Annotated in this window: 17 protein-coding genes; 9 read left to right on the top strand and 8 right to left on the bottom strand. The window is 66.7% G+C overall.

From position 1 onward, the window contains the following. Window positions 1-18: 18 nt before the first annotated feature. Complete coding sequence (locus tag CAL12_RS04245; protein ID WP_086063344.1) at window positions 19-915, bottom strand: RNA polymerase sigma-70 factor; 897 nt, start codon at window positions 913-915, stop codon at window positions 19-21. Between the two features lie 147 nt (window positions 916-1,062). On the opposite strand from CAL12_RS04245, the gene CAL12_RS04250 reads away from it, so the two are divergent. The 3 genes from CAL12_RS04250 to CAL12_RS04260 are packed head-to-tail and all read left to right on the top strand — an operon-like array spanning window position 1,063 to window position 5,428. Continuing rightward, window positions 1,063-2,280: an HlyD family secretion protein gene (locus CAL12_RS04250; RefSeq protein ID WP_086063345.1), complete on the top strand. Its 1,218-nt coding sequence runs from the start codon at window positions 1,063-1,065 to the stop codon at window positions 2,278-2,280. Beyond that, complete coding sequence (locus CAL12_RS04255) at window positions 2,277-3,857, top strand: DHA2 family efflux MFS transporter permease subunit (RefSeq protein ID WP_086063346.1); 1,581 nt, start codon at window positions 2,277-2,279, stop codon at window positions 3,855-3,857. Before CAL12_RS04250 ends, CAL12_RS04255 begins: the two co-directional genes overlap by 4 nt. Before the next feature lie 11 nt (window positions 3,858-3,868). Continuing rightward, on the top strand, window positions 3,869-5,428 hold the full coding sequence (locus CAL12_RS04260) for an efflux transporter outer membrane subunit (RefSeq protein ID WP_232464701.1): 1,560 nt from the start codon (window positions 3,869-3,871) through the stop codon (window positions 5,426-5,428). On the opposite strand, the gene CAL12_RS04265 is transcribed toward CAL12_RS04260, so the two are convergent. The 5 genes from CAL12_RS04265 to CAL12_RS04285 form a co-directional block, all read right to left on the bottom strand. After that, on the bottom strand, window positions 5,406-6,575 hold the full coding sequence (locus CAL12_RS04265) for a zinc-dependent alcohol dehydrogenase (RefSeq protein ID WP_086063348.1): 1,170 nt from the start codon (window positions 6,573-6,575) through the stop codon (window positions 5,406-5,408). The genes CAL12_RS04260 and CAL12_RS04265 overlap by 23 nt on opposite strands. 135 nt (window positions 6,576-6,710) lie before the next feature. Next, complete coding sequence (locus tag CAL12_RS04270) at window positions 6,711-6,971, bottom strand: hypothetical protein (protein WP_086063349.1); 261 nt, start codon at window positions 6,969-6,971, stop codon at window positions 6,711-6,713. 44 nt (window positions 6,972-7,015) lie between these two features. Then, entirely contained in the window at window positions 7,016-7,852 is an 837-nt protein-coding gene (locus CAL12_RS04275) for an ABC transporter permease (RefSeq protein ID WP_086063350.1), read from the bottom strand. Beyond that, window positions 7,853-8,821, bottom strand: a complete 969-nt coding sequence (locus tag CAL12_RS04280) for an ABC transporter substrate-binding protein (protein WP_157792884.1) — start codon at window positions 8,819-8,821, stop codon at window positions 7,853-7,855. Between the two features lie 66 nt (window positions 8,822-8,887). Continuing rightward, entirely contained in the window at window positions 8,888-9,802 is a 915-nt protein-coding gene (locus CAL12_RS04285) for a TauD/TfdA dioxygenase family protein (protein WP_086063352.1), read from the bottom strand. Window positions 9,803-9,964: 162 nt separating this feature from the next. On the opposite strand from CAL12_RS04285, the gene CAL12_RS04290 reads away from it, so the two are divergent. Both CAL12_RS04290 and CAL12_RS04295 read left to right on the top strand, forming a co-directional pair. Continuing rightward, a complete protein-coding gene (locus tag CAL12_RS04290) occupies window positions 9,965-11,371 on the top strand; it encodes an MFS transporter (protein ID WP_086063353.1) in 1,407 nt (468 codons plus the stop codon). A 37-nt stretch (window positions 11,372-11,408) separates the two neighbouring features. Next, window positions 11,409-11,909 (top strand): MarR family winged helix-turn-helix transcriptional regulator, encoded by a 501-nt coding sequence (locus CAL12_RS04295; RefSeq protein WP_086063354.1) that lies wholly within the window; start codon window positions 11,409-11,411, stop codon window positions 11,907-11,909. A gap of 12 nt (window positions 11,910-11,921) precedes the next feature. On the opposite strand, the gene CAL12_RS04300 is transcribed toward CAL12_RS04295, so the two are convergent. After that, window positions 11,922-12,869 (bottom strand): LysR substrate-binding domain-containing protein, encoded by a 948-nt coding sequence (locus tag CAL12_RS04300; RefSeq protein WP_086063355.1) that lies wholly within the window; start codon window positions 12,867-12,869, stop codon window positions 11,922-11,924. Between the two features lie 118 nt (window positions 12,870-12,987). On the opposite strand from CAL12_RS04300, the gene cydC reads away from it, so the two are divergent. Beyond that, a complete protein-coding gene (gene cydC / locus CAL12_RS04305) occupies window positions 12,988-16,623 on the top strand; it encodes a thiol reductant ABC exporter subunit CydC (protein ID WP_086063356.1) in 3,636 nt (1,211 codons plus the stop codon). A gap of 19 nt (window positions 16,624-16,642) precedes the next feature. Here cydC and CAL12_RS04310 read toward each other — a convergent pair whose 3' ends face one another. Then, complete coding sequence (locus CAL12_RS04310; protein ID WP_086063357.1) at window positions 16,643-18,301, bottom strand: ATP-binding domain-containing protein; 1,659 nt, start codon at window positions 18,299-18,301, stop codon at window positions 16,643-16,645. A 152-nt stretch (window positions 18,302-18,453) separates the two neighbouring features. Here CAL12_RS04310 and yghU point away from each other — a divergent pair, with 152 nt between their 5' ends. The 3 genes from yghU to CAL12_RS04325 all read left to right on the top strand — a co-directional run bounded on the left by yghU (window position 18,454) and on the right by CAL12_RS04325 (window position 21,108). Continuing rightward, on the top strand, window positions 18,454-19,332 hold the full coding sequence (gene yghU / locus CAL12_RS04315; RefSeq protein ID WP_086063358.1) for a glutathione-dependent disulfide-bond oxidoreductase: 879 nt from the start codon (window positions 18,454-18,456) through the stop codon (window positions 19,330-19,332). A 221-nt stretch (window positions 19,333-19,553) separates the two neighbouring features. Then, window positions 19,554-20,072, top strand: a complete 519-nt coding sequence (locus tag CAL12_RS04320; protein ID WP_232464702.1) for a sigma-70 family RNA polymerase sigma factor — start codon at window positions 19,554-19,556, stop codon at window positions 20,070-20,072. Window positions 20,073-20,076: 4 nt separating this feature from the next. Beyond that, a complete protein-coding gene (locus CAL12_RS04325) occupies window positions 20,077-21,108 on the top strand; it encodes a FecR domain-containing protein (RefSeq protein ID WP_086063360.1) in 1,032 nt (343 codons plus the stop codon). The last annotated feature ends 77 nt before the right edge of the window (window positions 21,109-21,185 follow it).

The raw sequence follows: 21,185 nt of genomic DNA on the forward strand, positions 1-21,185 counted from the left end.
GTCGCCGGACCGGTCGCGCTAGCCGGGCGGGCGAGCCGCCGACCGCGCCCAGGCGGTCGCCACCGCCGCCAGCTTGTCGGGGTTGCGCTGTACCAGCACGCGGATGATGCGCGCGCCGTCCGTATCGTACGACTGCACGGACTCCAGTGTGCCGTCGATGAACCGCAGCAACGACCACTCGCCGTTCACCCGTGCGACTTCCACGCGCAACCCGTCCCCGTGGCGGCGCTTGCCCGCGTAGTACAGGTGCGCCAGGCGCTTGCCGCCCAGCAGGCTGGAGAAGGCCGGCACCTTGCCGCCGCCATCCGCGATCAGTTCGGCATCTTCGGCCAGCATGGCATACAGGCCATGCAGGTCGCCCGCGCGGATGGCTTGCGCGAAGCCCTGCATCAGGCGGCGGTGGGTATCGGGCGGCACCGCGCGGCGCGGCGTTTTTTCCTGCAGCTGCTGCTTGGCGCGCCGGACCAGCTGGCGGCAGGCGGCTTCGGTCTTGCCCAGCGTGCGGGCGACTTCGTCGTAATCCGCGTCCATCACCTCGCGCATCAGGAAGGCCGCGCGTGCCTCGGGGCTCAACCGCTCCAGCATGAACAGGAACGCGATTGAGAAGTCGTCGGCGGCTTCGTGGATTTCGGCGGGGGTGGGCGGCGATTCCTGCAACAAGGGCTCCGGGAGCCATACGCCGGCGTAGTGTTCACGTTGCGCCTTCAGGACACGCAGGCGGTCGATGGACAGGCGCGTGGTGACGGTGACGAGCCAGGCTTCCGGGTTGTCCAAGGCGGCAAGGTCGGCTTCGTTCCAACGCAGCCAGGCGTCCTGGACGACGTCCTCGGCATCGGCGACGGCGCCCAGCATGCGGTAGGCGATTGCCTGTAGCCGCGGACGGTAGTGGTTGAAGAGACCGGTGGGATCGATCATCGGAAAAGATGCTGAATGCGAAAAAATGGGTGCGGCCGGAGCAGCTTGCGCGCTTAAAAAAAGCTGAACCGCCGGGGGCGAGTTTAGCGCTTGAGCAAGGCACGAGCCTTGCTGTCGCCGCGTGCTCAACTTGAACCGCATCCATGTATGGAAGAATCATCGCAGCAGGACCATGAACGCCAGCCGGCCGCTGCCGGCGCTGAAGGCCGTGGCAAGCACAAAGACAACGAAAAGGACAACGACGGCAATAACGGACGCGGCAGTCACGGCGACGACAAGGATGGCGGCAAGCAGGGGGCCGACGAAGACGGCCACGGCAAGGAGCCCAAGCGTCGCAGCAAGAAGCCGCTGATCATCCTGGTTGTTGTCGTCATCGTACTGGCCATCGTCGGCGCGATCTGGTGGTTCCTCACCCGCAACGACATCTCCACCGACGACGCCTATACCGAAGGCGACGCCGTCACCGTGGCGTCCAAGGTAGGCGGCTACGTCGTCGACCTGCGCATCGGCGACAACAGCCGCGTGCGGCAGGGCGATGTCCTGCTGCGCATCGACCCCCGCGACTACATCGCGGCGCGTGACCAGGCGCAGGCACAGGTGGAACTGGCGGACGCGCAACTGCACCAGGCGCAGACCCAGCTGGCGCTGGCGGAAGTCCAGTATCCCGCCCAGCTGGCCCAGGCGCAGGCCCAGGAACAGGCCGCCCAGGCCGATTTGGCGAACGCGCGCGCCAGCTACCAGCGGCAACGCAAGGTCGACCCGCGCGCCACCAGCCAGCAGAACGTCGATACCGCCACCGCGCAGCTGCGTAGTGCCACGGCCGCCGTGGCCCGCGCGCAGGCCGAGGTCAAGGCCGCCAGCGTGGTGCGCGAGCAGGTGGCGCAGGCGCGCGCGCTGGTGGAGTCCCGGCAAGCGCAGTCGCGCGCCGCGCGCGCGCAGCTGGAACAGGCCGAACTCAACCTGTCGTACACCGAGGTGCGCGCGCCCGTCGATGGCTGGGTCACGCGCCGCAACGTGCAGTCCGGCAAGCTGGTGCAGGCCGGCATGTCGCTGTTCTCGCTCGTGCCCCAGGCGGTATGGGTGACAGCCAACTACAAGGAAACCCAGCTCGATCGCATGCGCCCCGGCGATCCGGTCGACATCGAGGTCGACGCCTACCCGCAACTGAAGCTGCATGGCCACGTCGACAGCGTGCAGCTGGGTTCGGGATCGCGCTTTTCCGCTTTCCCGGCGGAAAATGCCACGGGCAACTTCGTCAAGATCGTCCAGCGCGTGCCGGTCAAGATCGTCATCGACGACGGGCTGGATCCTTCCCTGCCCCTGCCGCTGGGACTGTCGGTCACGCCGACGGTGCACGTGAAATGAGCGGCTCGGACGCGGCGGCGCGGCAATGGCGCCCCAGCGCCAACCCGTGGCTGATCGCCGTGGCGGTGACGCTGGCTGCCTTTATGGAGGTGCTGGACACCACCATCGTCAACGTATCGCTGCCCCACATCGCGGGCACGATGTCCGCCAGCTATGACGAAGCCACATGGACCTTGACCTCCTACCTGGTGGCCAACGGCGTCGTTCTGCCGATCTCCGGCTTCCTGTCGCGCACGTTGGGACGCAAGCGCTATTTCCTGATCTGCATCATCGCCTTTACCTGCTGCTCCTTCCTGTGCGGCATCGCCACCAACCTGGCTGAGCTGATCGTCTTCCGCATGTTGCAGGGCTTCTTCGGCGGCGGCCTGCAGCCCAGCCAGCAGTCCATCATCCTCGACACCTTCGAGCCTTCGCAGCGCGGCCGCGCGTTTTCCGTCTCGGCGGTGGCCATCGTGGTCGCGCCGGTGCTGGGTCCGACGCTGGGCGGTTGGATCACCGACAATTTTTCCTGGCGCTGGGTATTCCTGATCAATGTTCCCGTCGGCGTGCTGACGGCGCTTGCGGTGATGCAGGTGGTCGAGGACCCGCCCTGGCAGAAGCCGACGCCGCTCTCAAAATTGCACATCGACCTGCCCGGCATCGGCCTGATTGCATTGGGGCTGGGATGCCTGCAGGTCATGCTGGATCGCGGCGAGGACGAAGACTGGTTCGGCTCCAGCTTCATCCGCGTCTTCGCGGTGCTGGCGGCGCTGGGCATATCGGGCGCCATTGCGTGGCTCTTGACCGCGCGGCGGCCGGTGGTGGACTTGCGGGTGATGAAGGATCGTAACTTCACCCTGGGCTGCATCACCATCGCCGCCTTCGCCGGCGTGCTGTATGGCAGTTCGGTGCTGCTGCCGCAGCTGGCGCAGCAGCATCTGGGCTACACGGCCACGCTGGCGGGCCTGCTGCTGTCGCCGGGCGCATTGCTGATCACCTTCATGATCCCCATCGTGGGCAAGGCCATGCCGCTGGTGCAGACGCGCCACCTGATCGCCGTGGGTTTCCTGCTGCTGGGCGCGGCCTTGTTCTATTCCCATCACCTGGTGCCGGACATCGATTTCAACACGCTCGTGATCATGCGCATGGCACAGTCCTTTGCACTGGCCTTCCTGTTCGTGCCGACAAGCACGCTGGCCTACGTCAGCCTGCCGCAGGAGATGAATGACGACGCGGCGGCGCTGTTCACGATGTTCCGCAACATCGCCGGCTCCATCGGGATTTCGCTGGCGACCGCCGGCATACGCGAACGAACGCAGGTGCGCATGGCGCATCTGTCCCACGACATGACGCCGCTGTACCAGCCTTACCAGGACACGCTGGATCGCGTGGCGCAGGCCTTGCACGATTACGCGGGCGCCGCTGGCGACGTGACCCAGGCGGCGGCCGGCCAGATGTACCAGATGTTCGTTTCCCAGGCCACGATACTGGCCTACATAGACGTGTTCGCCATATGCGGCATCTTTGCATGGTGTTTTATTCCACTGACGTTCCTGTTTTCGCCGACCAAGGCGTCGGGCAAGCCGGGAGGCCACTGATGCGGCGGCCGGTGAAACTGCTCGCTTGTGGCGCGGCCGCCTTGCTGTGCGCCGCATGCACGGTCGGCCCTGATTTCCAGAAACCCGATCCCGCCATGCCGGACGCCTATGCGGACCGCACGCGCGCGCAGCCGGCGCCGCCGGGGGCGGGGCCGGCGTCTGCGGTCACCGACCAGGCCGATACGGACCCGCGCTGGTGGCGACGCTTCAACGATCCCCAACTGGATACGCTGATCGATCGGGCGATCGCAGGCAACCTGTCCTTGCAGCAGGCCGTGCAGCGCATCGCGGCCTCCCGGGCGCAGGCGCGTGCCGCGGGCGCGGCCGCCTTGCCGCAATTGAATGCCAGCGGCAGCTACACCTACCAGCAGTTGGGTGCGCGCGGCGTGCTGGAGTCGCGCGGCGTGCCGCAGAAGATAGACAGCCTGGGCGCGCCCGGCTCGCCGCTGGACAGCGTGTCCCCAGGCGCGGGCGCGGCGGCCCGGGCGGCTGGCAAGCAGCTGATCGACAAGATCGAGGATCCCGTCAATCTCTACCAGGTGGGCTTCGACGCCAGCTGGGAGCTGGACCTGTTTGGCCGCGTCCGCCGTACCGTGGAAGCCGCCGACGCGCAGACCGAATCGGCGATAGAAGCGCGCAACGATGCGCTGGTGTCGCTGGAAGCGGAGGTCGCCCAGACTTATGCGCAATTGCGCGGCGCGCAGTTGATGACGCGCATCGCGACGGAGCAGATCCAGGAAGACCAGGAAGTGCTGGACCTGACCCGCAGCCGCCAGCAGGCCGGGCTGGCCAGCCAGACCGATGTCGAGCGCGCGCAGGCGCAGTTGGGCGCGTCGCAATCGCAGTTGCCGTTCTACGAGCAGCAGATGACCACTGCGCTCAATGGATTGGCGCTGTTGATGGGTCAGCCGCCCGGAACCCTGGACGCCGAATTATCGACGCCCGGCGCGGTGCCGCCTGTTCCGCCCAGCGTGCCGATCGGCCTGCCGGCGGAACTGGCGCGCCGGCGTCCGGATATCCGGCGGGCCGAGGCCGACCTGCATGCGGCCACGGCGCAGGTCGGCGCGTCCATCGCCCAATTGTTCCCCGACATTTCCTTGACCGGCAGCATAGGCTTGCGGGCGACGGAGGCCAGCTACCTGACGCGCTGGGCCAGCCATTTCTATTCCGTGGGGCCGCAGATCAGCCTGCCGATATTCCAGGGCGGCGCCCTGCGCGCGCAGATCGCCATGGCCAAGGCCGACCAGGCCGCGGCGACGCTGGCCTACAGGCAGACGGTCCTGTCCGCGTTGCATGACGTGGACAATGCCCTGGTGCGCTACCGCACCGACCAGGCGCGGCGCGACACGCTGTCGACGGTGGTGGACGCCAACCGCCGCGCCTTCGACCTGGCCCGCAATGGCTACGTGAATGGCCTCAACAGCTTCATCGAGGTGCTGGACACCGAGCGCCAGCTCTCCAACAGCCGCATCGAACTGGCCAACGCCACGGTGCGCGTCACCACCGACCTGGTGGCCCTGTACAAGGCGCTCGGCGGCGGCTGGGAGCCTATGGCTTCAGCACAACCTTGATGCAGCCGTCTTTCTTGTCGCGGAACGTCTTGTACATGTCGGGGCCTTCCTCCAGGCTGACGCGATGCGTGATGACGAAAGACGGGTCGATCTGGCCTTCGGCGATACGCTTGAGCAGATCGTCGGTCCAGCGGTTGACGTGCGTCTGGCCCATGCGCCAGGTCAGCCCTTTGTTCATCGACGCGCCGAAAGGTATCTTGTCGATCAGGCCGCCATACACGCCCGGGATGGACAGCACGCCCCCGGGCCGGCAAACGTAGATCATCTCCCGCAGCACATGCGGACGGTCGCTCTCCAGCATCACCGCCTGCTTGGCGCGGTCGTACATCGAATCGATGGAACGGGTGGCATGGGATTCCATGCCGACCGCGTCGATGCATTTCTCCGGTCCCTTGCCCTGCGTCAGTTCCTGCAACCGGTCGAGCACACTTTCCTCATCGAAATTGATCGCGATGGCGCCGCCGGCGCGCGCCATGTCCAGGCGCTCGGGCACGTGGTCGATGGCGATCACCTGCTTGGCGCCCAGGAGCACGGCGCTGCGGATCGCCATCTGCCCGACCGGCCCCGCACCCCACACCGCAACCGTGTCGGTAGGTTCGATGTCGCACTGCGCGGCAGCCTGCCACCCGGTCGGAAAAATGTCGCCCAGGAAAAGAACCTGCTCATCGCTCAGCCCATCCGGGATCTTGATGTGCGTCTTGTCGGCGAACGGCACGCGCACGAATTCGGCCTGGCCGCCCGGATAGCCGCCAGTCAGGTGGGTGTAGCCGAACAGCCCCGCCGTGGTGTGGCCGAACAGCTTGTCCGCCGTTTCCTTGTTGCGGTTGCTGCGTTCGCAGACGGAGAAGTTTCCGCGCTTGCACTGGTCGCATTCGCCGCAAATGATGGTGAAGGGTACGACCACGCGGTCGCCCGGCTTCAAGGACTTGTTCTCGGCGCCGACTTCCATGACCTCGCCCATGAACTCGTGGCCCATGATGTCGCCGTGCTTCATGCCTGGCATGAAGCCGTCGAACAAGTGCAGGTCGGAACCGCAGATGGCGCAACATGACACCTTGACGATGGCGTCGCGCGGATGTTCGATCTGTGGATCAGGAACGGTATCGCAGCGGATATCGTGCTTGCCGTGCCAACGTAGTGCTCTCATCGCATTCTCCCGTACCGTGGTTTGATTTAACGTCGCGAGTCGCGCAAGGGCCATGCCCCAGTTGAGTACGTCGGCACGCGGCGGTGTGCCGTGCGCCGCCAGCCGCGTATCTACGGGCCGGCAGCGTCGCGTCGATCAGACGCCTTCCTTCTTGGGCAGGACGGCGGGCGTATCGTCGGGCGGGCTGAACACGCCGCCTTCGTCGTCGCTTTCGGGGTTGGGATTGCCGTCGAACTGCGTGGCCTTTTGACCGACGGTGGTCTGGCGTTGCTGATCCGCGTCCTTGCCCTTGTGCAGGCCGGCCTGCACATCGTTGGCGATGTCGACCTGGCTTCGGGTGGACGGTTCGGGCGGCGTGGTACGGGTGGGATCTTCGGTGGGACGGTTATCGGTCATGTCGGTGCTCCATATCGGTGGCAAGGCCCGACGGACCGCAACCCTCATTCCCGCGGACGTTTCTTCCAGCGGTTGGCGTGGCTTTCCAGGGCCTGGAAAATGCCGTGTTCGACCAGCAGCATGGCGGCCCAGAATGCAATGGTCCACGCCAGCACGCCTTCGACATTCTGCGTGCTGAACTGGGCGTTGAGCTGGTACCCGACGCCGTCGGACATGCCGAAGATCTCCACCAGCACGATGACCTTCCAGGCGATCGAGAAGCCTACCCGGCAACCGGAGATGATGAAGCTGTAGAGCAGCGGCAGCCATACCTTGCGCAGCACCATGGCGCGCGGCATGCGGAAGACATGGACCATGTCGACCAGGTCATGATCCAGCGAGCGTATGCCGTGCTGTACGGAAATGATCAGCGCGGGCAACACGCCCAAGGCCACCGCGACGACAGGCGAGGACAGCGACACGCCAAACCAGATCACGCACAGCAGCGCCCACACGAGTCCGGGTACCGTAAGGCCCAGGATGATGCCCGGCTCGAAGAAGCGCTGCGCGAAGCGCGACAGCGCCGTGACGATGCCGATGGGCAGGGCGATGGCCAAGGCCAGCAGGAAACCGAGCGACATGCGCCAGAACGTGACGCCGATCTCGATGAACGCGAAACCGCTGGCGACTATCCTGAGCAGTTCGCCGGCGATCGCAGCGGAATCGGGCACCAGCGGCGAATGCAGCACGCGGGCCATCGCCTCCCAGCCGCCTACCAGGACAACGAAGAAAAGAATTTGTGGCGTGCTCTTGCTCAGCACGCCCTTCAGCCGCGCCACGGCCGAAACGGACCGCGCCTTGCGAGCCGCGGGCCGGTCCAGGATTGCGTTGTCGGTGTTCATTCAAGCCTGCGCGTAGATTTTCCGCGCTGGCGCGCGGTCCAGCAATCCCAGCTGTACGGCCACCTGTATCTGCTTGTCGATGGTGGCGAAAACGCTGGCGTCCCAACGGGTGGCATAGGCAGGGCCCAGGCGCTCGGGCAGCAGTTCGATGGCGCGTGTCTCGTCGGCTTTCAGGCCGAGTTCGCGATGGATCAGGCGCAGGCGCTGCGGATCCTGCTCAATGGACCCGTTGACTCGTTGGAACAGCAAGGCCAGTTGAGCGGCGGTGGCCTTGTTGGCGTCGAACCAGGCGCGGCTGGCCGCCAGCCCGACCAGGAAGGGATCGTCGTGCTGGCCGGTCGCCTGTTTCCAGATGTCGGCAACGCGGGCGATTTCGCGTGCGCCTCGTCCCACCAGCCGCGTCGCCGTGGGCTCCAGCGTGATGATGCCGTCCACGTCGCCGCGTTCGAACAGCGCCAGGTTGGCCGTGGGCGAACCATGGATGACCTTGACGTCCTTCTTGAGGTCTACGCCTATCAGCGACGCGGCGATGCGGGCCTGCTGATACGTCTCGCTGGTTTCCGCCGTCGTAGCGATGGTCTTGCCTACCAGGTCCTTCGGTGCGCGCAGGCCGCTATCGCCGCGCACGATCCAGCGCCCGTGGTTGTTCAAGGCTGGACCGAAGAGCACGATGTCGCTTCCGCGATTGGCCAAGGTGGCCAGCCCGACCGCGCCGAACACGCCGACGTCCAACGATCCCGCGCTGAGCTGCACCTGCATCTTGCCTGGATCGGCCGTCACCCAGTTCAGCCTCAATGCCGGATCCGTATTCAGATGAAAGCGGTCGATCAAGGGTTGCCACGCCGATCCCGCGCTGCCCGGCGACGGCAAGGTGATGCGAACGGCGTCGTCGCCAGCCGCCAACGCGCGCGCTGTCTTCATGCTGGCGGCGAAAGCGCCGGCGGCGTGTAGGAATTCCCTGCGTTTCATTAAGTTCTCGTGCTTATGTAGAGTCGCTTGTCGACGGTCGATCACCGTTTGCCGCATGCCGCGTGGTCATACCACCAGCGCACGATGCAAGACGCGGCGTTGCTTGCCAAAGTCCGGCACCCCGCGGTGTTGCACGGTCCGGTTGTCCCAGATCAGCGCGACACCATCTTCCCAGCGGTGGCGTGTCTGCACTTCGGGGGCGCTCAAGGCATCGAACAGTACGTCGAGCAAGGCCTGGCTGGTGCGCCGGGTCACGCCCAGGATGCGCAGGGTGTAGAGCTCGTTGACGAAGATCTGCTTGCGCCCGGTCTCCGGGTGGACGCGTATCAAGGGGACCTCGATGGGAGGATGCTTCTCCCTTTCGGCGGCCCGTTGCGCCTGGTCGTGGTACGCCAGCGTCAGGTAGCCCTGGGTTTCGACGTCATGGATGGCGGTCAGTGTTTCCAGGTACTGGGCCAGCAAGGGGTCGAGCAGGTCATAGGCCGCCGTGGCGTTGGCGAATAGCGTATCGCCACCTACTTTGGGCACCGACTGCCCGAACAGCGCCGTGAACGGGGGAGAGTGGTGCTGGAACACCTGGTCCATATGCCAGATGTAGTTCATGCGGGTCTTCTTGATGGAAGAATCGATGGCATTGAGTTGGCCATCCTTGCCGGTTTCGGGCGTATAGGGCGTGTTCATCAACTTGGCCTTGCCGAACAGCGATATCAGCCGCTCGAAGTTCGCCACGTCGACCGTGCCCGGTTCGAAACTCAGAAAGCCATGGCGCAGCAGACCGTCGCGCAGGAACTTGCGCTGCGTTTCGTCCACCTGGGTCGTGGCGTCGATGCGCAGGCCGGTTACCTTGCCGCCCACCGTGGCGGAATAGGGCGTGATCGTGACGCCGTCCCGCGTGGAGGGCGCGCCGTGATATTGCGCCATATCCAGGATCCGCGGCTGGATGCGGTCGAGTTTGGCTTCGTCGACAAAAATACCGTTCATATCGGCCTTGCTTGAATAACGGGATGACGAACGGAATGCTATCGCCGGCGAATCCGGATTCCAACGCAGATTAAATTGTTAGCTTATTTACTATTCCGGGTTTTCTTTGTGGCGCGGGGCTCTGACAATGATCGCGTCGGTCACCATCCCTGTCGTCGTCCCATGTCCACGTCATCCGCCAACCACGACTTCCGTCCGCTTTCCATGCTGGTGGGCGCCGCCTTTTTCATGGAGCAGTTGGACGCCACCATCATCAGTCCCGTCATTCCCGACATCGCCCGCGATTTCGGCATCGACCCGCTCAGCCTGAACCTGACCATGACGGTGTATCTGCTGTGTTCGCTGGTGTTCATTCCCTTGAGTGGCCTGGTGGCTTCGCGCTACGGTACCCGGACCACGTTTTCCTGGGCGGTGGCGTTATTCGTGGCCAGCTCCGCGCTGTGCGCGGCGTCGCAAAGCCTGGCTGCCCTGGCCGTCGCGCGGGCACTGCAAGGGTTGGCGGCGGCCATGATGGTGCCGGTGGGCCGCACCGCTATCGTCCACACCGTCGGCAAGGCGCAGTTGGTGGAGGCGCTGGCATGGATGACTACCCCTGCCATGATAGGTCCCATGCTGGGGCCGCCCTTGGGCGGACTGTTTTCCGCCTGGCTTTCATGGCATTGGGTGTTCCTGATCAATGTCCCGGTGGGCCTGGCGGGATGGCTGGCTGCCTTGCGCGTGATGCCGCAGTTGCGCCAGCGCAATGACCTGCGCTTCGACATGCGCGAATGGTCGTACGCCGGCATCGTGCTGGCGCTGGTGGTCGTCACGCTTGAACGGGCACGCCACGGGATGGACGTCCTGGCAGGGGTGTCGCTGCTATGCCTGATCGCACTGTTCGCCACGCTGTATGTCCGCCGCTTCCGCCGCCTGGCGAGCCCCATGATGGACTTCCGGCTGCTGGGACTGCCGACCTTCGCCGCGGGTTTCTGGGGCGGGTCCCTGAGTCGGGTCGGCTATGGCGCGCTGCCTTTCCTGCTGCCGCTGATGCTGCAGTTGGGCCTGGGCTACAGCGCCCTGCAAAGCGGTATCGTCCTTCTTGTCAGCGGTACCGTCGCGTTCTTCACCAAGACCAGGACATCGATGATGTTGCGCCGTTGGGGATTCCGCCGGGTGCTGCTTTGGAACGGCCTGCTATGCGCGGGCGCGTTGGGCGGCTGCGCATTGTTTTCCGGCGCGTCCTGGAGCCTGGCCGCGATCGCCGCCTTTGTGTCGCTGGCGGGTTTTTTCCGTGCGATGCAGTTCAACGCCGTGACGGCCGTCGCCTATGCCGATCTGCCGCCCGCCAAGGTGGCTTCCGCGACCACGCTGAACACGATGGCATGGCAATTGGCCATCATGCTGGGCATTGCGTTGTCGGCGCTGGTGGTGCAGTGGTCTGCTAAGCTTGGCGGCCGTGGCACGCCTGTCGGCATCGACTACTCGGTCGCCTTCCTGGTACTGGCGCTGTTCGTCGCCGCGGCGATCCCTCGCTATCGAGCGCTATCCGTACGCGCGGGCGAAGAGCTCAGCGGCCATCGCGCCGCGTGACGCCCGGTCCGCCTTTCGTTTTCGTCCGATCACCCGCATGCCTGCCGCTTCCATCGAAAAATTGCCCCAGCTGTACCGCCGTCCCGGCTTTCTGTTGCGCCGTGCGCACCAGATCTTCGAGGCTATTTTCGAGGACAACTTCGTCAAGCTGGCGCTGTCACCGGCGCAGTACTCCGTGCTGCTCGCCGTCCACAACGCCAAGGGTATCAACCAGAACGACATCGCCCGTTCGATAGGCATGAACAAGGTGACGGTATCGCAGATCGTGCAGGCCCTGGAGGAGCGCGGCTGGATCGCCCGGCAGACCGCCGCCGCTGACCGGCGCCGCCGCCATCTTGCGCTGACCGCCGCTGGCCGCAGGGCCCTGACCCGCACGGCCGCCATGGCGGATGCCACGTATGACCAGCAGATGGCGCCGCTGGACCCGCAGGAGCGGGAGACGCTGTTGGCGCTGCTGCAGCGTGTGGTCGACACGCTGGAGCCGCGTGCGCGTACGCCGTTCGAGCCGCTGCCGGACGCGGCCGGCCCAAAACGATAACGCGCCGCGACGCTAGCAGGCCCTGGCGTCACCGCGCGCTTCGTCCAGCAGGAATTCCACCAGCGTGGGCAGCGCGGCATCATCGGGCCGATCCGACCGCATGCGCATCACGTAGCCCCATGATCCCGCCATGCGCAGCGCGGGTACCAGAGGCACCAGGCCGCCGCGCGCGATCTCCTCGTCGATCAGCGGCGACCTTCCGAGCGCGATGCCCGCCCCTGCGACGGCGGCCGACACCACCGTGCTCAGTCCGCTAAGGATCAGCGGTTCCTGCCCTTGCGCGTCGCTCAGTTGCAAGCGCTTGCGCCAGGTGCGCCAACTGGTCTCCGGACTGGCGACGTGTTTTTCCTCCAGCCAGCGATGGCGCGCGAAGACCGCCGGGTCGTCGCGCTCGGCGGCGTCGACCAGGCCGGGACTGCAGACCGGCACCACCGTTTCCCGCATGAGCGGGATATCGCCCGGCGCCGGCCGGTGCGGGCCTTCGTCGCGCATATGCAGGAAGGCCAGATCGATGTCCTGCTCCTGCCAGGCCGGGTCCTGGTTCGTATGCAGATACACCTGCACGTCGATCTCCGGATGCGATTGGACGAAGCGGCCGATGCGCGGGGCCAGCCATAGCGCGGCCAGCGATGGATTGGACGATATATTCAGGCGATAGGCCTGGCGCGGGCGGGCAGACACGCGCACATTGCGGCAGGCGGTCGCCAGCAGGGTCAAGGCCTGTTGCACGGAGGCCAGCAGGTCGGCGCCGGCTTCGGTGGGTTCCGCGCGGCGGGTGGTGCCACCCCGCCGCAGCAGGATCACGCCCAGATCGGCCTCGAGGCCGCGCAGCTGATGGCTGACGGCGCTCTTGGTCACGTTCAGTTCCGCCGCGGCGCGGCTGAGGCTTCCCAGGCGGGCGACGGATTCGAATGCGCGCAGCGCGGCCAGGGGAGGCGTGCGCAGAGGTAGTGTCGGCATGGGTGTAATTTAACTCTACCCACGAGCGAAAAACTATCACTATTCCTCTTCCACCCGCCAAGGCAACAATGCCGGCAAGGCGCCGCCCGGGCGCGCGATAGAGATCAAGGACGGACAGATGTATTTCGACTTTCGGCTTTGGCGGCTGACTCGCGGCATGCGGGGGCAGTTGGCGGGCGGGATCGTGTTGGGCCTGCTGGCATTGGCCGCCGGCATCGGCCGCTATGTATTCCTGGGCCAGATGCTGGCAATGGTATTCGCCGGCTCGCCCTGGCAGGGCTGGATCTGGCCGGCCGGCGCGGCGGTGGCGATGGTGCTGCTGCGTGCCGCCCTGGACCACGGACGCACCGTCCAGGCCAACCGCTGCGCGGCCACCGTGCAGCAGGTGCTGCGCGCCAGGCTGTATGACCGGATCGTCGCGCTCGGCCCCGGCTGGTTCGCCAACCAGCGCACGGGCGGGGTGATGCTGACGGTGGTCGACGGGGTCGAACAGCTGCAGACTTTTTTCGGCCAGTACCTGCCCCAGTTGGCGATCGCGGCGGCGGCGCCTTTCGCCATCTTCGCCGTCATCGCATTCTGGGACGTGCCGACGGCCCTGGTGTTGCTGGCGGCGGCGATATTCGCCCTGGTGGGGCCCATGGCCGTGCATATGCTGGACCGGCGCGCCAGCCTGGAGCGTTCCAGATCGCTGCATGATTTCGGTGAAGACTTCCTGGACGCGGTGCAGGGACTGCCGACGCTCAAATCCTTCGGGCAAGGAAAATCCTGGGGCCGCCGGCTGGCCGAGCGCGCGCGGCGCCTGTCGGATGGCACCATGTGGGTGCTGTCGGTCAGCCTGCTGACGCGCGGCATCAGCGATCTGGGCGTGGCGCTGGGTGCCGCGCTCGCGCTTACCCTGGGCGCCTGGCGCGTCGGGCACGGCGAGATGAGCGTGGAGGCGCTGCTGATCGTGCTCATGGCGGGAACGGAGATTTTCCGGCCGCTGCGCGACCTGCGCGCGGTGCTGCATCGTGGCATGCTGGGGCAATCGGCGGCGGCCGGCATCCATGCCCTGATGGACGCGGAATCCGCCGCGACCGCCTTGGGCAGTTCCGCGACGGCGACCGTGGCCGACATCGCCACGGCCGACATCGCCGCGGCCGACTTCCGGCCCAGTGTCGAATTCGACGGCGTGACGTTCGCCTACACCGCACAGCGTACGGCGCATCGTGGCCTGAGCTTTCGTATCGACGCGGGCGAACGCGTGGGGATCGTGGGCCCCAGCGGCGCCGGTAAATCGACCATCGTGCGCCTGCTGCTGCGCGAATGCATCGCGCAGCAAGGCGCGGTGCGCATAGGCGGACACGATATACGGGACCTCGATCAGCAGGCGCTGCTGTCGCGTATCGCGGTGGTCAGCCAGGACATCACGCTGTTCCATGGCACGCTGGACGAGAATCTGCGCCTGGGAAGATTCGACGCAAGCCCGGAGCAGGTCCGCGCCGCGGCGCGCGCCGCGAACATCGATGACTTCATCATGGCCTTGCCCGACGGCTACGCGACGCGCATCGGTGAACGCGGCTTGCAGTTGTCGGGCGGCCAGCGCCAGCGCATCGCGATCGCGCGCGCGCTGCTGCGCGACGCGCCCATCCTGATCCTGGACGAAGCGCTGTCTTCGGTGGACACCGAGAACGAAGCCATCATCCAGCAGGCGCTCGACCGCTTGATGGCCGGCCGCACGACCCTGATCCTGGCGCATCGCCTGGCGAGCGTGCTGGGCGCGGACCGTTGCCTGGTGCTGGATGGCGGCCGCGTGGCGGAGCAGGGCACGCACGCCGAGCTGATGGCGCGGCGCGGCCTTTACCACGAGCTGATGCACGAGCAGGACGAGGCGCGGCGCAAGGGCGGCGATCCGGATGGACGCGCGTATGCCGCTCCGCACGCGCATGCCGCCGGCCCCGCGGTTGCCGACGCATACGACGATGCCTCGGCGCACGCCGCTTCCCAGGCCGGCGACCCTGCGCCGCCCGAGGCGCGCGCGCTCGACGACGACGCGCAACATGTCGGCTGGCGCGCGACCGTGGCCACCCTGCTGGCGGTGGTGCGTCCCTGGCGCGGGACGCTGATCGCGACAATCTTCCTGGGCGTCGCCCGCGTGGCGGCCTACATCGGCGTCGGCGTCCTGAGCGCCCTGGTGGTGGCCGCCGTGCGCGACGGCCGCGACACCGGCGGCCTGGTCGTCGCGTTGCTGGTGGCGGCGCCGCTGGCCGCGCTGTTCCATTGGCTGGAGTCCTGGCTGGCGCACGCCATGGCCTACCGCCTGCTGGGCGATATGCGCGTGCATCTCTACGACAAGCTGGAACGGCTGGCGCCCGCATACCTGTTGCGCCGCCGCTCGGGCGACCTGGTGGCATTGGCGACCCAGGACGTGGAGATGATCGAATACTTCTACGCCCACACCATCGCGCCCGCGATCGTCGCGCTGCTCGTGCCGCTGACCGTGCTCGGTTTCCTGTTCGCCTTCAGCTGGCCCGTGGCCATCACCTTGCTGCCCTTCCTGGCCTATGCGCTGTTCGCCCCCGTGCGCGGCCGCCGCCATGTGGATGCCCTGGGCGACAAGGCCCGGGCGGCACTGGGCGAAATGAGCGCCCACGCCACCGACACCATCCAGGGACTCGCCGAGCTGACGGCCTTCCAGGCGACCGACCGCTGCCGCACCAACTTCCTGGCGCTGGCCGAACGCTATGGCCTGCGCCGCCTGGATATCCTGCGCGATCTCTCGGGCCAGGCGGCCCGCTTCGAAGTCGCGATGGGCCTGGGCGGCCTCGCGGTGGCCGTCGTCGGCGCGCTGCAGGTGTCCGCCGGTGCGCTGGACGCGGGCATGCTGCCACTACTGATCCTGATCTCGCTGGCCACGTTCCTGCCGGTGTCGGAGATCTCGCAGGTCAGCCGCCAGTTGGCGGACACCATCGCGGCGTCGCGCCGCCTGCACGTGGTCAATCACGAGCCCGAGCCCGTCCAGGATGGACCCCGGCCCGCGCCGCGCGCGGCGGAAGGCCTGTCGCTGGCCTTCGATCACGTCAGCTTCGCCTATCCCGGCAAGCGGGACGACACGCTGAAGGACCTGAGCTTCGATGTGCCGGCCGGTGCCATGACCGCCATCGTCGGCCCGTCCGGCGCCGGCAAGAGCACCGTGGCCAGCCTGCTGCTGCGATTCTGGGACCCCGCACAGGGCGCGATACGCGTCGGCGGCATCGACGTGCGCGAGCTGCAACTGGACGGGCTGCGCGAATGCGTCGCGCTGGTGACCCAGGACACCTACCTGTTCAACGAGACGCTGGAAGCGAACATCCGTCTCGCGCGGCCGGACGCCAGCGATGCCGAGCTGCGCACGGCGCTGGAGCAGGCAGCGCTTACGGACTTCGTGCGCGCCTTGCCCGACGGCCTGGCGACCAAGGTGGGCGAACGCGGCATGCAGCTGTCGGGCGGACAACGCCAGCGGATCTCCATCGCGCGCGCCTTCCTGAAGAACGCGCCGGTGCTGATCCTGGACGAGGCGACCTCGCACCTGGACACGTTGTCGGAATTGCGTATTCGGCGTTCGCTGCAGCTGCTGATGCGGAATCGCACGACGCTGGTCATCGCCCACCGCCTCTCCACCATCCGCGAGGCCGACCTGATACTGGTGTTGCAGGAGGGCCGGCTGGCACAGTCCGGCACGCATGACGCCTTGCTGGAGCGGCAGGGTTTCTACGCGCGCGCCAGCGCGCATTGAAGGCGGAGGCGGACTGCCGTCAGGCCTGTTCCGCTTCCGCCGACTGCCCCAGCCTGTCGCTCAGGACGGCGGCTGCGGGCTCGGCCGCGATCAGTATCAGCTTGAGCGTCGCCCGTGTCGCGCCGACGAACAGCTTGCGCACAGCCTGTTCGTCCAACGTATCGAAATCGATCTCCGCGAACACCACCGCGGGGATCGACTGGCCCTTGAAGCGATATACCGATTCGGCCAGGATTTCGCCGGCGGAATATTCGGGCTGGCCGAACATGTCGTATTGGCCGGTGAAGCGGCGCAGCGTGTGCGGCGCCAGCTTGTCCCGGCGCAGCACCTGCGACGTCTTGTGGCCGTGGTAGCTGAGCACCGCGATATCCTCCTGCCGAAAACCGGCCGAATAGCATTTGCGTATGCCCTGCTTGACCGCGCGGGCCAGGCTTTCTTCATCGCGATAGGAAAGCACTTCCACGTCGGCGTCGAGCACCGGCGCCTGGGCGTCGATGTGCGCGTCGTCGGGCAGGATGGTGTGCAGGAAGCCGACCACCGGGCGCGGGCTGCGGAAATTGCTTTGCGCCCGCATGCGGACCCAGCCGGGCAGCTCGGGCGGGGTATTGCCATAAAGGTTCTGCAGCGGGTCTTCCAGCCAGAGCACGCGCGCCTTCGGCTTGGCAAGGCGTAGCACGATGTCGCGCCAGCGCGCGCTGAAGTCCTGGCCCTCGTCGACGATCACGGTGTCGAACAGGAAATCCGCCGGCACCTCCAGCGTCGCGGCCTGCTCCACCAGCCGGTCGAAGGCGTCGGCCTGGGAAAAATCCGGCTTGCGTCCGGCGGCCCGCAACAAGCGGTCGCACAGCATATGGAAGGAGCACACCAGGCCGCCTTCGGGCGCGATCCGGTTGAAATGATCGGCCAGGGGGCGGTTGAAGCACACGTAGAGCGGACGCTTGCCTTGTTCGATGGCGTCGCGGTATTCGGCGAGCGCGAGCTGCGTCTTGCCTGAGCCGGCGGTACCCGTCACGCGCAGGCGATAGGGATCGATGTCCAGCTGGCGCGCCCAATGCGCCAGGCCACCGGCCAGCCGCGTCACCTGCGTGCGGGCCTGGCCGATCAACGCGCTGACGTCGACTTCCAGGCGAATGATGTCGCGCAGGAAACGGTCCACGCGTGCCGCCAGCGGCGTATGCACGCCGGGCGGCAGGATGTCCTTGATCACGCCGCACAGGCGGTCGCGCCGGCTGGCGTCGACAATGCGTTCCGGCACCAGTCCCGCGGTGGTGGGCGCCACCACGCGATGGTCCGGGCAATACAGCAGGTAGTCCAGGCGGATTTCCGCGCCGTCCAGGCTGCGGGCCAGTTTCGCGCGCAGGCTGTCGGCGGTGCGGGCCATTTGCACGGATACCAGCCTGGCCTTGCCTTCGTGGCGCTTGGCCAGGCCTTCCGGCGTTTCGTCGAGCGCGCCGGTTTTTTGTTCGATGACCAGCAGCTCGCCCGCGCGGTTGGTGATCACGAAGTCGATTTCGCCGTGGATGGCGTGGCGGCCTTCGACATTGGTCCAGTGCACCGCGTGGTAGACCGTGTAGTCGTCGGGCAGGCCGGCCTTGAGCCGGGCCAATGTGTCCAGTTCCCGTTGCGCCGGGCCGCTGCGCTGCTGGTTCTCCCAGCCGTCCGGAATGATGTGTGCCAACCTTCGCTCCACGTGCGTATGCCGTGCACGCAGGATACCGCAGCGCCTCGTTTGCCCGCACGCGGCGTCGGGCTTTGCGCGCTTGCGTAGCGTGCCGTGCTATACGAAAGCATGGGCGGAATGATCATCCGCCGCTGACAAGGAGCTGTTGAATGAGCGCATCCCCCGAATACGTGCCACCCAAGGTCTGGACCTGGAATAAACCGAGCGGCGGCCACTTCGCCAGCATCAACCGGCCGGTGTCCGGCCCCACGCATGACAAGGAATTGCCGGTCGGCCGGCATCCGCTTCAGCTTTATTCGCTGGCGACTCCCAATGGGCAGAAAGTGACCATCCTGCTGGAAGAACTATTGGCGCAGGGGCACAAGGGCGCGGAATACGATGCCTGGCTGATCCGCATCGGCGACGGCGATCAGTTCGGCAGCGGCTTCGTGCAGGTCAATCCGAATTCCAAGATCCCGGCCTTGATGGATCGCAGTGGGCCCCAGCCCATCCGCGTCTTCGAATCCGGCGCGATCCTTCTGTATCTGGCGGAAAAGTTCGGCGCCTTCCTGCCCAAGGATCCCGCCCTGCGAGCCGAGTGCCTGTCGTGGCTGTTCTGGCAGATGGGCAGCGCGCCTTACCTGGGCGGCGGCTTCGGCCACTTCTACGCCTATGCGCCGACCAAGATCGAATACGCGATCGACCGCTTCGCCATGGAAACCAAGCGACAGCTGGACGTGCTGGACAAGCGGCTGGCGGACAACGAATACATCTCGGGCAGCGACTACACCATCGCGGACATCGCCATATTCCCGTGGTATGGGGCCTTGGTGAAGGGGCAGGTGTATGGGGCAGGGGAGTTCCTGTCGGTGCAGGACTATCGGCATCTGCAGCGGTGGGCCGACGCCATCGGCGCGCGGCCGGCGGTGCGGCGCGGCAGGATGGTGAATCGCGTCAACGGCGATCTGGCGAACCAACTGCACGAACGCCACGATGCCTCGGATTTCGACACCCGCACGCAGGACAAGCTGCAGGGCAGCGGGACGTAGGAAGGCGGCTGGCCGCCCGTCAGGGGCGGGCGGCCAGGATCCAGCCGCGCCAGGCCGCGCCCCGGCTGGCGGTCCAGCTCAGCCATGGTAAGCGCGCAACGCTGGAGCACGAATATCCCTACGCCGGTGTACACTTGAAAATGGTAACGATTACTATTTGCGATGTGCATCAGGCTCGCGCCCGCCCCGGGCCGCGATGGCCCGACCGAAAAGGCCCTGTTTTGAGTACGGGATATCTCTACCCCACCCACGTGGAAGCGCTCTACTGCGACCATCACTCCTGGCTGAAAGGCTGGCTCCATCGGCGCCTGGGCAATGCGGACCAGGCGGCCGACCTGGCGCATGACACCTTCATCCGCCTGCTCAGCAGCGAGCGGGTGCCCGCCGCGCTGGACGAGCCGCGCGCCTTCCTGACCACGGTGGCGCAGCGCCTGGTATCCAACCACTGGCGCCGCGAGAAACTCGAAAAAGCCTATCTGGAAGCCCTGGCCCAGGCCCCCGTGGAGATGGCCTGCTCGCCGGAAACCCACGCCATCCTGCTGGAAACGCTGCTGGAACTGGATCGGCTGCTGGACGGCCTGCCGGCCATCGTGCGGCGCGCCTTCCTGTTGTCGCAGCTGGACGGGCACACGCACGCCCAGGTGGCTGAGTCGCTGGGCGTGTCCATACCTACCGTCAAGCGCTACGTCGTCAAGGCCTTGCAGCGCTGCTATTTCGCCGATCTTTCGTTCACGGGATAACGTTTTGTCCGCCTCTCCCTGGTATCGCGACACCACCGATGTGTCCGGCATCCCGCCGGCGGTGGCCGAGCGCGCCCTCGAATGGCTGGTGGAACTGCAGGGGGATGCGGTGCCGGCGGCGGTGCGCGAAGAATGGGCGCGCTGGCGCGACGCGCATCCGGACCACGCGCGCGCCTGGCAGCGCATCGAAGCCGTGGGCGGCCGGCTCCAGCCTCTGGCGTCGCCCCTGCATGCCGCCGTGGCGCAGGCCACGTTGCTGGGGCCGCGATCGGCGTACCGGCGCCGCATCATCAAGGCATTGGCGGTGATGGTATTCGCGGGCGGCGCGGGCTGGGCGGTGGAAGCGCACGCGCCGTGGCGCGTATGGACCGGCGCCGACTATCGCACCGCGGTGGGCGAGCGCCGCGAAGTGGTGCTGGCCGATGGCACGAAGCTGGTGTTGAACACCGACAGCGCGATCGACGTCCGCTTCGACGCGGCCGAACGCCGCATCAGGCTGCTGGCGGGGGAAATATTCATCGCCACGGCGGTGGACCGCGCGGCCATGCCCCGGCCCTTCCTGGTGGAAACCACCGAAGGCACCGCGCAGGCGCTGGGCACCGAATACACCGTGCGCCAGCAGGACGGCGATACGCGCATCGGCGTCTACAAAGGCGCGGTGCGCGTCCGGCCGCGCGGCGATGGCGGGCGGACGCTGGATATCCAGGCTGGACATGCCGCCATCTATACCGCTGGCGGCGTCGAGCCGCCGCGCCGGGAAGACGACGACGGCGCCGCTTGGAAGGACGGCTTCATCGTGGCCCACGGTATGCGCCTGGACGATTTCATCGCCGAACTGGCGCGCTACAGCCCCGAGTCGCTGTCCTGTGATCCCGGCATCGCCGGATTGCGGGTGTCGGGATCCTTCCCCTTGCGCGACATCGACCAAGTGATGCGCACGGTCGGCACGACGCTGGGCGCGCAGCTGGAAATACGCCGGCGCTTCTGGGGCAGGGCCTCGCGCCTGGTTCCGGGGCCTGCCGTCGCGCGAGGCTGACGCTCTTTTCAAAAAAATCCAGCCAACCTGATCCGTTTTGAGTTTTCGCGGGTCAATGCGAATGAGAACACTTACTC

Origin of the sequence: Bordetella genomosp. 8 (genome assembly GCF_002119685.1) — a bacterium.
In the GTDB taxonomy this organism is placed as follows: domain Bacteria; phylum Pseudomonadota; class Gammaproteobacteria; order Burkholderiales; family Burkholderiaceae_B; genus Bordetella_C.